Source organism: Pseudomonas sp. FA117, assembly GCF_057370475.1.
This window is the reverse complement of record NZ_CM170675.1, coordinates 5,757,971-5,770,011: the sequence shown is the minus strand read 5'-3', so window position 1 is coordinate 5,770,011 and position 12,041 is coordinate 5,757,971. Positions and strand designations below refer to the sequence as shown.

At 63.7% G+C, this 12,041-nt stretch carries 9 protein-coding genes; 8 read left to right on the top strand and 1 reads right to left on the bottom strand.

Annotation, left to right across the window (positions count from 1 at the left end):
• Positions 1-266: 266 nt before the first annotated feature.
• The 8 genes from AC1TXO_RS26335 to AC1TXO_RS26300 all read left to right on the top strand — a co-directional run bounded on the left by AC1TXO_RS26335 (position 267) and on the right by AC1TXO_RS26300 (position 10,677).
• Positions 267-1,556, top strand: coding sequence for an MFS transporter (locus AC1TXO_RS26335; RefSeq protein WP_486404421.1), 1,290 nt, complete (start codon positions 267-269; stop codon positions 1,554-1,556).
• Between the two features lie 192 nt (positions 1,557-1,748).
• A complete protein-coding gene (locus tag AC1TXO_RS26330) occupies positions 1,749-2,729 on the top strand; it encodes a phosphate ABC transporter substrate-binding protein PstS (RefSeq protein WP_054892958.1) in 981 nt (326 codons plus the stop codon).
• A 144-nt stretch (positions 2,730-2,873) separates the two neighbouring features.
• The gene (locus AC1TXO_RS26325) at positions 2,874-5,162 is read left to right on the top strand and encodes an ABC transporter permease subunit (RefSeq protein WP_486404420.1); all 2,289 of its coding nucleotides are present in this window, start codon (positions 2,874-2,876) and stop codon (positions 5,160-5,162) included.
• 17 nt (positions 5,163-5,179) lie between these two features.
• Complete coding sequence (gene pstA / locus AC1TXO_RS26320) at positions 5,180-6,850, top strand: phosphate ABC transporter permease PstA (protein WP_486404419.1); 1,671 nt, start codon at positions 5,180-5,182, stop codon at positions 6,848-6,850.
• A 50-nt stretch (positions 6,851-6,900) separates the two neighbouring features.
• On the top strand, positions 6,901-7,734 hold the full coding sequence (pstB, locus tag AC1TXO_RS26315; RefSeq protein ID WP_486404418.1) for a phosphate ABC transporter ATP-binding protein PstB: 834 nt from the start codon (positions 6,901-6,903) through the stop codon (positions 7,732-7,734).
• Positions 7,735-7,795: 61 nt separating this feature from the next.
• Positions 7,796-8,566: a phosphate signaling complex protein PhoU gene (gene phoU / locus AC1TXO_RS26310; RefSeq protein ID WP_486404417.1), complete on the top strand. Its 771-nt coding sequence runs from the start codon at positions 7,796-7,798 to the stop codon at positions 8,564-8,566.
• Between the two features lie 162 nt (positions 8,567-8,728).
• Positions 8,729-9,634, top strand: coding sequence for a response regulator (locus tag AC1TXO_RS26305; RefSeq protein ID WP_486404416.1), 906 nt, complete (start codon positions 8,729-8,731; stop codon positions 9,632-9,634).
• A 152-nt stretch (positions 9,635-9,786) separates the two neighbouring features.
• Positions 9,787-10,677 carry a M23 family metallopeptidase gene (locus AC1TXO_RS26300; protein ID WP_486404415.1) on the top strand — a complete coding sequence of 297 codons (891 nt, stop codon included), beginning with the start codon at positions 9,787-9,789 and terminating at the stop codon, positions 10,675-10,677.
• A 9-nt stretch (positions 10,678-10,686) separates the two neighbouring features.
• On the opposite strand, the gene AC1TXO_RS26295 is transcribed toward AC1TXO_RS26300, so the two are convergent.
• Positions 10,687-12,027: a hemolysin family protein gene (locus AC1TXO_RS26295; protein WP_486404414.1), complete on the bottom strand. Its 1,341-nt coding sequence runs from the start codon at positions 12,025-12,027 to the stop codon at positions 10,687-10,689.
• Between the last annotated feature and the right edge of the window lie 14 nt (positions 12,028-12,041).

The following is a 12,041-nucleotide window of genomic DNA, read 5'->3' as shown; positions in this document are numbered from 1 at the left end:
ATTTCGCTGCGGTTGGCGGCCAAAGGGAAACTCTGCGAAACCGCCTGCACATAAAGACCGGCGTTTTCGCACAACATCCCACATCGTAAGCAACCTTTTCCTACGAAGAGCGCAGTATATAGACGCTATCGATCAGCGACGACCGCACATTGGTGAATATCTGTAGCGTTTTTGTACCTCTATGAGCCATGCGCGGCAATTTGGTATCTTGCCCACTCCCGCGCCACAAGCCGCAGCACAAGCGGCCTGCCTACAAGAGACGATCCATGACCTCCGTGCCGAGCAGTATCGAGCAGCCCTCGCGGCCGCTGACCCGCAGTGACTACAAGACCCTCTCACTGTCCGCCCTGGGCGGAGCCCTGGAGTTCTACGACTTCATCATCTTCGTGTTCTTCGCCACGGTGGTGGGCAAGCTGTTCTTCCCCGCCGACATGCCCGAATGGCTGCGCCTGATGCAGACCTTCGGCATCTTTGCCGCAGGTTACCTGGCGCGCCCGCTGGGCGGCATCATCATGGCCCACTTCGGTGACCTGCTCGGGCGCAAGAAGATGTTCACCCTGAGCATCTTCATGATGGCGCTGCCGACCCTGATCATGGGCCTGTTGCCGACTTATGCACAGGTCGGCCTGTGGGCGCCGATCCTGCTGCTGTTGATGCGGGTGGTGCAGGGCGCCGCCATCGGTGGCGAGGTGCCGGGCGCCTGGGTGTTCGTGTCCGAGCACGTGCCGGCGCGCAACACCGGCTATGCCTGCGGCACCCTGACTGCAGGCCTGACCGCCGGGATCCTGCTGGGCTCGCTGGTGGCGACCCTGATCAACACGGTCTACAGCCCTGAAGAAGTGGCCGACTATGCCTGGCGGATTCCCTTCCTGCTCGGCGGTGTGTTCGGCCTGTTCGCCGTGTACCTGCGTCGCTGGCTGCACGAAACCCCGGTGTTCGCCGAAATGCAGCAGCGCAAGGCGCTGGCCGAGGAGCTGCCGCTGCGCGCGGTGCTGCGCGACCACCGTGGCGCGATCATCCTGTCGATGCTGCTGACCTGGCTGTTGTCGGCGGGCATCGTGGTGGTGATCCTGATGACTCCGGCGTTACTGCAGAGCCTCTATCACGTCAGTCCCACCGACTCGCTCAAGGCCAACAGCCTGGCCATCGTCCTGCTCAGCGTGGGGTGCATCGGCGCTGGCAGCCTGGCCGACCGCTTCGGCGCGGGCCGCGTGTTCGTGATCGGCAGCCTGGCGCTGCTGGCCTCGTCGTGGGCGTTCTACCACAGCCTGCCGACCCGGCCCGACCTGCTGTTCCCGCTGTACGCCATTACCGGTCTGTTCGTCGGCCTGGTAGGAGCGGTGCCCTATGTGATGGTCAAGGCGTTCCCCGCCGTGGTGCGCTTCAGTGGGCTGTCGTTCTCCTACAACGTCGCCTATGCCATCTTCGGTGGGCTGACGCCGATGGTGGTGACGGCGTTGCTCAAGTTCAGCCCGATGGCGCCGGCCTACTATGTGGCCGGCCTTTGCGCCGTGGGCTTTGGCGTAGGCCTGTACCTGCTGGTCAACAAGCGCTGACCTGACCGACGCCGCAGTGGTTGTTGCGAGAGCGCCGCATCGCGTCCCTCTCGCAATGGCAGGGCGCGTCTCCCCTAGCAATGATGGCCTTTCATCCATTTGTCATAATTGGGTCATATCGTGTTCATGCGGCCTGCAGATACTGGGCCCCGTTCCATCCAACACACCCAATATTCCTGCTAGGAGCAAGGCATGAAACTGAAGCGTTTGATGGCGGCCCTCACCTTTGCCGCCGCTGGCGTCGCTGCCGCCAACGCGGTCGCCGCTGTCGACCCTGCTATCCCGACCTACACCAAGACCACTGGCGTATCGGGCAACCTCTCCAGCGTCGGTTCCGACACTCTCGCGAACCTGATGACTCTGTGGGCCGAGGCCTACAAGAAGGAATATCCGAACGTAAACATCCAGATCCAGGCTGCCGGTTCTTCCACCGCGCCGCCCGCGCTGACCGAGGGTACCGCCAACCTCGGCCCGATGAGCCGCAAGATGAAGGACGTCGAGCTGCAGGCCTTCGAGCAGAAGTACGGCTACAAGCCGACCGCCATCCCGGTCGCCGTCGACGCCCTGGCCGTGTTCGTGCACAAGGATAACCCGATCAAGGGCCTGACCATGGCTCAGGTCGACGCCATCTTCTCCTCCACCCGCCTGTGCGGTGGCAAGGCCGAGATCAAGACCTGGGGCGACGTCGGCGTGACCGGCGATCTGGCCAACAAGCCGATCCAGCTGTTCGGCCGCAACTCGGTGTCGGGCACCTACGGCTACTTCAAGGAAGAAGCCCTGTGCAAAGGCGACTTCAAGCCTAACGTCAACGAACAGCCTGGCTCGGCCTCGGTCGTACAGTCGATCAGCTCCTCGCTGAACGGCATTGGCTACTCGGGCATCGGCTACAAGACCGCCAGCGTCAAGACCGTAGCCCTGGCCAAGAAGGAAGGCGGCGAGTTCATCGAAGACAACGAAGCCAACGCCCTGAACGGCACCTACCCGCTGTCCCGCTTCCTGTACGTCTACGTCAACAAGGCACCGAACAAGCCTCTGGCCCCGCTGGAAGCCGAGTTCGTGAAACTGGTCCTGTCGCAGGCAGGCCAGCAGGTCGTGGTGAAGGATGGCTACATCCCGCTGCCGGCCAAAGTGGTCGAGAAGACCCTGGGTGACCTGGGCCTGTCCCACAAGTAAGCAGTGTTACCCGGAAGGGGGCGGCCACAGGGCTGGCCCCTTCCATGACTTTCCCCAGTCCGAAGCCAGGTCCCCTGAGCGGCGGGCTTTGTCGCGTCACTGTACTGTCATGTTTCTGTCATACGGGACCGCTAGGGTGTGCGCATGAATGATCTGGCCAATTCCACAATGACCCCGAACTCCCCTCCCGTGCGCATTGATTTCAATACGCCCGAGCTGCAACGCAAGCGCCGCCTGCGCGTGTTGAAGGACCGCCTGACCCGCTGGTATGTCCTGGTGGGCGGGCTTGCCGTACTGGCAGCCATCACCCTGATCTTCTTCTACCTGGCCTACGTGGTGCTGCCGCTGTTCCAGGGCGCCGAGCTGACCAGCAAGAAAGCCCTGGAGCCGACCTGGCTGCAACAGGATGCCGGCAAGCCGCTGATGATCGCCCTCGAGGAGCAGAACCTCGTGGGCATGCGCGTTTCCGACAAGGGCCAGGCGCTGTTCTTCGACACCCGCAGCGGTGCCGAACTCAAGCGCGTCGACCTGCCTTTGCCGGCAGGTGCCACGGTCAGTTCGATCGGTACCGACCAGCCGGGCAGCCCGCTGGTGGTGCTGGGGTTGTCCAATGGCCAGGCGCTGGTGTTCCACCACACCTACAAGATCACCTACCCGGACAACAAGAAGACCATCAATGCGGGTATCGACTACCCCTATGGCCAGGAGCCGTTCCTGCTCGACGAACAGGGCCGTGCGCTGGAGCATGTGAGCGTCAACCTCAATGGCGACACCCTGTTGCTGGCCGGCTCCACCGGCGCGCAACTGCAGGTGATGGAGCTGTCGCGCACTGAGAACATGATGACCGGCGACGTCACCACCGAGCAGAACCGCATCGCTCTGCCACAGATGACCCAGACGGTGAAGAACATCTTCATCGACCCGCGCCAGCAGTGGCTGTACGTGGTCAACGGACGCGCCACCGCCGATGTCTTCAGCCTGCGCGACAAGAGCCTCAACGGTCGCTACAAGCTGCTCGAGGACGGCAACGCCGAGATCACCGCCAGTGGCCAGCTGGTGGGTGGTATCTCGCTGATCTTCGGTGACTCCAAGGGCGGGCTGAGCCAGTGGTTCATGGCCCGCGACCCGGATGGCGAGTCGCGCTTCAAACTGATCCGCAGCTTCCAGCTGGGCAAGGCGCCCATCGCCCAGATCGATGCCGAGGAGCGTCGCAAGGGCTTCATTGCCCTGGACAGCGAAGGCAAGCTCGGGGTGTTCCACAGCACCGCGCACCGCACCCTGCTGGTCGAGCCGGTCGCCGAGGGCGCCGGTGTGCTGGCCCTGTCGCCGCGCGCCAACCGCATCATGATCGAGCAAGGCGGCAAGCTGCTGCCGCTGAGCCTGCGCAACCCGCACCCTGAAGTGTCCTTCAGTGCGCTGTGGGGCAAGGTCTGGTACGAGAACTACGACGAACCCAAGTACGTCTGGCAGTCCACTGCTTCGAACACCGACTTCGAGCCCAAGCTGAGCCTCTCGCCGCTGACCTTCGGTACGCTCAAGGCCGCGTTCTACGCGATGATCCTCGCAGCGCCGCTGGCGATCGCCGCAGCTATCTACACCGCCTATTTCATGGCACCGGGCATGCGCCGCAAGGTCAAGCCGGTGATCGAGCTGATGGAGGCGATGCCGACGGTGATCCTCGGCTTCTTCGCCGGCCTGTTCCTGGCGCCGTATCTCGAAGGCCACCTGCCAGGGGTGTTCAGCCTGCTGCTGATCCTGCCGATCGGCATCCTGGTGGCGGGTTTCGCGTGGAGCCGCCTGCCGGAGTCGATCCGCCTGCGCATCCCGGATGGCTGGGAGGCGGCGATCCTGATCCCGGTGATCCTGGCGATCGGCTGGTTCGCCCTGTACATGAGCCCGTACCTGGAAAGCTGGTTCTTCGGCGGCGACATGCGCCTGTGGATCAGCCACGACCTGAAAATCACCTACGACCAGCGCAACGCCCTGGTGGTCGGTATTGCCATGGGCTTCGCGGTCATCCCGAACATCTATTCGATTGCCGAAGACGCCGTGTTCAGTGTGCCGCGCAGTCTCACGCTGGGCTCGCTGGCGCTGGGTGCGACGCCCTGGCAGACCCTGACCCGCGTGGTCATCCTCACCGCCAGCCCGGGTATCTTCTCGGCGCTGATGATCGGCATGGGCCGGGCGGTGGGCGAGACCATGATCGTGCTGATGGCCACCGGCAACACCCCGGTGATGGAGCTGAACCTGTTCGAGGGCATGCGCACCCTGGCGGCCAACGTGGCCGTGGAAATGCCCGAATCGGAAGTCGGCGGCAGCCACTATCGTGTGCTGTTCCTCGCCGCCCTCGTGCTGCTGATGTTCACCTTCATCATGAACACCTTGGCCGAGCTGATTCGCCAGCGTCTGCGCAAGAAATACTCGTCGCTTTGATAGAAAGGTAGAGATCCGTGAAAAAGGATTCCCTCAGCAGCTGGTTCAAGAGCGGTGCGCCCGGCGTGTGGATCAGCGGTGGCGCGGTCGCCATGGCGGTGATCATGACCGTCGGCCTGCTCGCCGTGATCGCTGTTCGCGGCCTGGGCCACTTCTGGCCGGCCGACCTGGTCCAGGCCACCTACAAGGTGCCTGGCCAGGCCGATCATGTGATCGTCGGCGAAGTGGTACAGAAGGAAGAAGTACCCCGCGAGCGCCTCAAGAGCGCCGGCCTGCCGGTGCCTGACCAAGGCCCCGAGTTCATGACCCGGGAGCTGGTCAAGGTCGGCAACCGCGACCTCAATGGCAGCGACTTCACCTGGCTGGTCGGCGAGTGGCTGGTGGACCAGCGCAAGCCCGCCGACCTGATCGCCCTGGAGCGCCGCGAGTGGGGCAACTTCTACGGCTACCTGGTCAGCGTCAAGGAAGAGGGCCGTGTGGTCGCCGAAGGCCCCAGCGCCTGGAATGAACTGCAAAATCGTCTCAAGCGCGCCAGCGACCTGAATGATCAACTGGTATCGCTCGAGAAGAAAGACATCGGCTCGATCAACCACGGCCTCGAGCGCCTGCGCCTGCACAGCCGCAAGCTGGAGTTGCAGGGCAAGCTGGATGCCGCAGCCCAGGCCGATATCGAGTCTGAACGCGCCGAGCTGAACAGCCGCTACAAGACCATCGAGGATCGCCTGACCGGCCTGCACCAGGCCTTCGCCCGTGACAGCCTGGTGGCGCGTGATGCCAACGGCCGCCAGGTTGAGATCAACCTGAGCAAGGTGGTGCATGCCATCCAGCCGAACGGCATGTCGGCGATGACCAAGATGGGCGCCTACTTCAGCAAGGTCTGGGAATTCCTCAGTGACGACCCGCGCGAGGCCAACACCGAGGGCGGGATCTTCCCGGCGATCTTCGGTACCGTGATGATGACCCTGATCATGGCCGTGATCGTCACTCCGTTCGGTGTGCTGGCAGCGGTGTACCTGCGTGAATACGCCAGGCAAGGGCCGGTGACCCGGCTGATCCGCATCGCGGTGAACAACCTGGCCGGCGTTCCGGCGATCGTCTACGGCGTGTTTGGCCTGGGCTTCTTCGTCTATGTGCTGGGGGGCTCGATCGACCGGCTGTTCTTCCCCGAGTCGCTGCCGGCGCCGACCCTGGGCACGCCCGGGCTGCTGTGGGCGTCGCTGACCCTGGCGCTGCTGGCCGTGCCGGTGGTGATCGTCGCCACCGAGGAAGGCCTGGCGCGGATCCCGCGGACCGTGCGCGAAGGTTCGCTGGCGCTCGGGGCGACCAAGGCCGAGACGCTGTGGAAGATCGTCCTGCCGATGGCCAGCCCGGCCATGATGACCGGCATGATCCTGGCCGTGGCCCGCGCCGCAGGCGAGGTGGCGCCGCTGATGCTGGTGGGTGTGGTGAAACTGGCGCCATCGCTGCCGGTGGATGGCAACTACCCTTACCTGCACCTTGACCAGAAGATCATGCACCTGGGCTTCCACATCTACGACGTCGGCTTCCAGAGCCCCAACGTCGAAGCCGCACGGCCGCTGGTGTACGCCACGGCGCTGTTGCTGGTGCTGGTAATCGCGACCCTCAACCTCTCGGCGGTGTGGATCCGTAACCACCTGCGCGAGAAGTACAAGGCGCTCGACAGCTGATCCTGACTGGGCAGCCTTTTGAAACGAATTGATAGCGTATGGAGTTGACCATGCAGCACGAATCCCACTCCCACGGCATCGATATGTCGGCCCTGGGTCGCGACAAGCAGAGCCTGCGCCTGGCCGAAGAAACCGTGGCCATCGAAGTGCCCGGCCTGTCGCTGTTCTACGGCGACAAGCAGGCACTGTTCGATGTGCAGATGAACATCCCCAAGCAGCGCGTGACTGCCTTCATCGGCCCGTCCGGCTGCGGCAAGTCGACCCTGCTGCGCACCTTCAACCGCATGAACGACCTGGTCGATGGCTGCCGGGTGGAAGGCGCCATCAACCTGTACGGCAACAACATCTACCGCAAGGGCGAGGACGTGGCCGAGCTGCGTCGCCGCGTGGGCATGGTGTTCCAGAAGCCCAACCCGTTCCCCAAGACCATCTACGAAAACGTGGTCTATGGCCTGCGTATCCAGGGCATCAACAAGAAGCGCGTGCTCGACGAGGCGGTGGAGTGGGCGCTCAAGGGCGCAGCGCTGTGGGACGAGGTCAAGGACCGCCTGCACGACTCGGCACTGGGCCTGTCCGGTGGTCAGCAGCAGCGCCTGGTGATCGCCCGTACCATCGCGGTCGAGCCTGAAGTCCTGCTGCTCGACGAGCCTTGCTCGGCGCTGGACCCGATCTCGACGCTGAAGGTCGAAGAGTTGATCTACGAGCTGAAGTCCAAGTACACCATCGTCATCGTCACCCACAACATGCAGCAGGCGGCGCGCGTCTCGGACTACACCGCCTTCATGTACATGGGCAAGCTGATCGAGTTCGGTGATACCGACACGCTGTTCACCAACCCGGCGAAGAAGCAGACCGAAGACTACATTACCGGGCGTTACGGCTAGCAGCGCGGTGGTTTGGCGCCCCGACAAGCCCGCTCCTACAGGATTCAGGGATCAAAGAACGATGATCAACAAAGAAAGCCTTACCCACCACATCTCCCAGCAGTTCAACGCCGAGCTCGAGGAAGTGCGCAGCCACCTGCTGGCGATGGGTGGGCTGGTGGAGAAGCAGGTCAACGACGCAGTCACCGCGCTGATCGAGGCCGATTCGGGCCTGGCCCAGCAAGTGCGCGAAGTCGATGAGCAGATCAACCAGATGGAGCGCAACATCGATGAGGAGTGCGTACGTATCCTCGCCCGTCGCCAGCCGGCGGCGTCGGACCTGCGCCTGATCATCAGCATCTCCAAGTCGGTGATCGACCTGGAGCGCATCGGCGACGAATCGACCAAGATCGCCCGTCGCGCCATCCAGCTGTGCGAGGAGGGCGAGTCGCCGCGTGGCTATGTAGAGGTCAGGCACATCGGTGACCAGGTGCGCAACATGGTCCGTGACGCGCTGGACGCCTTCGCCCGTTTCGATGCCGAGCTGGCGCTGTCGGTGGCGCAATACGACAAGACCATCGACCGCGAGTACAAGACCGCCCTGCGCGAGCTGGTGACCTACATGATGGAAGATCCGCGCTCGATCTCGCGGGTGCTGAGCGTCATCTGGGCGCTGCGTTCGCTGGAGCGTATCGGCGATCACGCACGCAACATTTCGGCGCTGGTGATCTACCTGGTGCGGGGTACCGACGTGCGCCACATGGGCCTCAAACGCATGAAGGCCGAGGTGGAGGGCGACATCGCCGAGATTCTCGAAAAGGCTAATGTTCCGAGCGAACCGGACGATAAGTAGTATTGCTCCCGAGCATCAACGCCCGGCCTCGTCCGGGCGTTTTCGTTTGTGGCAGATACAGCAGGCACCCGCGAACATGCTTCAGACGTCCCGGCGTGACCAGTGGTTTGGCAAATTGCCATCAGTCGGCGGTATGCTAGTCGGGATTCAAGAGGAGTATCGATGAGTAAAGTCAATGTGCTGGTCGTGGACGATGCGCCGTTCATCCGCGATCTGGTGAGGAAGTGCTTGCGCAATGCCTTCCCGGGCATGGTCATCGAAGACGCGGTCAACGGCCGCAAGGCCATGGCCATGCTGAGCAAGGAACGTTTCGACCTGGTCCTGTGCGACTGGGAGATGCCGGAGATGTCCGGCCTCGAGCTGCTGACCTGGTGCCGCCAGCAGGAAGAGATGAAAGCCCTGCAGTTCATCATGGTGACCAGCCGTGGTGACAAGGAGAACGTGATCCAGGCCATTCAGGCCGGCGTCTCCGACTTCGTCGGCAAGCCGTTCACCAATGAACAGCTGCTGACCAAGGTTAAGAAGTCCCTGACCAAGATCGGCAAGCTCGAGGCCCTGGTGGCCGGTGCGCCGGCACGGGTCAATTCGGCGTTCGCCAACGACTCGCTGAGCGCCCTGACCGGCGGCAAGCCGGAGGCTGTGAAGGTGGCGCCGACGCCTGCGCCGAGCGCCGCTGCCAAGCCACTGATCAGTGCGCCGGCGCCGCAGAGTGCTGCCGCGGCAGCCCAGTCCGGGCGCGGACAGGGGCAGTTGCGCCTGTCCAGCGGGATCCAGCCCTGCGTGATCAAGGCCCTGAGCCTCAAGGAAGCGTTGCTGGTGGTGCGCCGCAGCGCGGCCCTGCCGCAGGTGCTCGAAGGCGCGGTGCTCGACCTTGAGCAGGGCGAGAACGCCGAGGTGGCGCGGTTGAACGGCTACCTGCATGCCATCGCTGCGCTCGAGCCCAAGCCGGAGAGCGACTGGTTGCAACTGACGTTCAAGTTCGTCGACCAGGATGCGCAGAAGCTCGACTACCTGTCGCGGCTGATTGCCCGCGGGACTGCCCAGAAGCACTTCACGCCGGGCGGTTGATCCACTGCGTCCGGCCTCCAGGAGCGGCACAAGGTCGCTCCTGCAGATGTCGGGTCAGATTCGAAGCGACACGATCACCCGACCAACTGTCATTCCCCTGCCAAAACCCGCTGCTAGGCTCAAGGCATAACAACTGTCAAAAAGCCACCATCATGCGCGCCTGCCTGCTGCTGTCCCTGCTCCTGGCTTCGGCACCGGGCATGGGCATGACCCTCTACAGCACCACCGACACCTTCGGCGTAGCGTCGTACTCCTACATACCGAGCCCTGGCGCACGAGCCATGGCCCTGCGCGAGCCGATGGTCGAACGCCTCGACGATCAGGTTCGCCTGCAGCCCGAGCCCTTCGCTGCAGGCGTACGTTTTCTGGCACGTAACGACCTGTTCGCTCCGGTGGAGGTTGAGTTGCGTCTCGATGGCCTGGCCAACGCGCGTGACGGCAATGCACCGCGCATCGTCCGGCGGGTGCTGGCGCCACGCTCTACTCAAGTACTCAGTGTCGTCATGGCGCGACCGGGTGGCCAGCTCAAGTACCGGGCCAAGCTGCGCCATGCCCTGGGCGACCCCGCTCAACGGCCACAAGCCTTTCGCTACCCCTTCCCCTGGCGTGGTGGCCCGTTCCGGTTGAGCCAGGGACCCAACGGCCGCTTCAGCCATTTTGGTGCCAAGGGTCGCTATGCCATGGATATCGCCATGCCCGAGGGCACGCCGATCATTGCTGCGCGAGGAGGGGTCGTAGTCAAGGTGGAAAACCGCCAGAGCGGACGTGGCAACAACCCTTCCGGCAACTTCGTGCGCATCCTCCACGCAGACGGCACCATGGGGGTGTACCTGCACCTGATGCGGGGCTCCGTGGTGGTGGCCGAGGGGCAGCGAGTAGGGCAGGGTGAGATGCTGGGCAAGTCCGGCAACACCGGCAACAGCAGCGGGCCGCACCTGCATTTCGTGGTGCAGCGCAATGTGGGGCTGGCGCTGGAGTCGATTCCCTACCGCTTCGACCGCCCGATTGGCGGGCTACCGGACTTCACGGCAGGGAATCCTTGAACAGCGCCGTCAATCGAGCTTCAGCACCTTGGCCAGCACGATCTTCGGCCCTTTCATCTTCTTGATGATGATGCGCAGGCCTTCGACTTCCAGCACTTCCTCTTCCTCGGGCACGCGCTTGAGCGATTCATACACAAGCCCTGCCAGGGTTTCCGCTTCGATGTGATCGAGGTCCACCCCCAGCAGGCGCTCGACCTTGAACAGCGGGGTATCGCCGCGCACCAGCAGCTTGCCCGGCTGGTAGGCGAGGATGCCGCGCTCGGCCTTGCGGTGTTCGTCCTGGATGTCACCGACCAGCACTTCCAGCACGTCTTCCATGGTCAGGTAGCCGATCACCTTGCCGTCGGCTTCCTCGACCAGCACGAAGTGCGCACCGCCCTTGCGGAACTGCTCGAGCAGCTGCGACAGCGGCATGTGCCGCGACACCCGCTCGAGCGGTCGTGCCAGGTCTTCGAGGTCGATGCTTTCGGGCAGGTGATCCAGCTCGGCCAGCTCCAGCAACAGGTCCTTGATGTGCAGCAGGCCGGTGAACTCCTCGCGTTCGGCGTCGTACACCGGGTAGCGACTGAACTTGTGCCGGCGGAACATCGCCAGGATGTTCTTCAGCGGCGCCTTGGCATCGAGTACCACCATGTCCTCGCGCGAGTTGGCCCAGTCGACCACCTCCAGCTCGCCCATTTCCACGGCCGAGGCGAGCACGCGCATGCCCTGGTCGCTCGGGTCCTGGCCCCGGCTGGAGTGCAGGATCAGCTTGAGTTCCTCGCGGCTGTAGTGGTGCTCGTGGTGCGGGCCGGGCTCGCCCTGGCCAGCGATGCGCAGGATGGTGTTGGCGCTGGCATTGAGCAGGTAGATGGCCGGGTACATCAGCCAGTAGAACAGGTACAGCGGCACCGCCGTCCACAGCGACAGCAGCTCGGGCTTGCGAATCGCCCAGGACTTGGGCGCCAGCTCGCCGACCACGATGTGCAGGTAGGAGATCACGAAGAAGGCGACGAAGAACGACACGGCCTTGATCAGTTCCGGGCTGTCGACGCCCAGGTAGGCGAGCAGGGGCTCGAGCAGGTGGGCGAAGGCCGGCTCACCGACCCAGCCCAGGCCGAGCGAGGCCAGGGTGATCCCCAGCTGGCAGGCCGAGAGGTAGGCGTCGAGCTGGTTGTGCACCTTGCGCAGGATGCTGCCGCGCCAGCCGTGCAGTTCGGCGATGGACTCGACGCGGGTGGAGCGCAGCTTGACCATGGCGAACTCGGCGGCAACGAAGAAACCGTTGAGCACGACCAGGAACAAGGCAAAGAGAATCATGCCGAAATCGGCGAATACAGAGGCGAGGCTGATACCAGGGGAAGGGTCCATGATGGAGTTTTTAC

Bases quoted from the DNA above. Each gene is read 5' to 3' on its own strand.
- phoU (WP_486404417.1), top strand. From the start codon at position 7,796: ATGATCAACAAAGAAAGCCTTACCCACCACATCTCCCAGCAGTTCAAC.
- AC1TXO_RS26295 (WP_486404414.1), bottom strand. From the start codon at position 12,027: ATGGACCCTTCCCCTGGTATCAGCCTCGCCTCTGTATTCGCCGATTTC.
- AC1TXO_RS26335 (WP_486404421.1), top strand. From the start codon at position 267: ATGACCTCCGTGCCGAGCAGTATCGAGCAGCCCTCGCGGCCGCTGACC.
- AC1TXO_RS26325 (WP_486404420.1), top strand. From the start codon at position 2,874: ATGAATGATCTGGCCAATTCCACAATGACCCCGAACTCCCCTCCCGTG.
- pstB (WP_486404418.1), top strand. From the start codon at position 6,901: ATGCAGCACGAATCCCACTCCCACGGCATCGATATGTCGGCCCTGGGT.
- AC1TXO_RS26300 (WP_486404415.1), top strand. From the start codon at position 9,787: ATGCGCGCCTGCCTGCTGCTGTCCCTGCTCCTGGCTTCGGCACCGGGC.
- AC1TXO_RS26305 (WP_486404416.1), top strand. From the start codon at position 8,729: ATGAGTAAAGTCAATGTGCTGGTCGTGGACGATGCGCCGTTCATCCGC.
- AC1TXO_RS26330 (WP_054892958.1), top strand. From the start codon at position 1,749: ATGAAACTGAAGCGTTTGATGGCGGCCCTCACCTTTGCCGCCGCTGGC.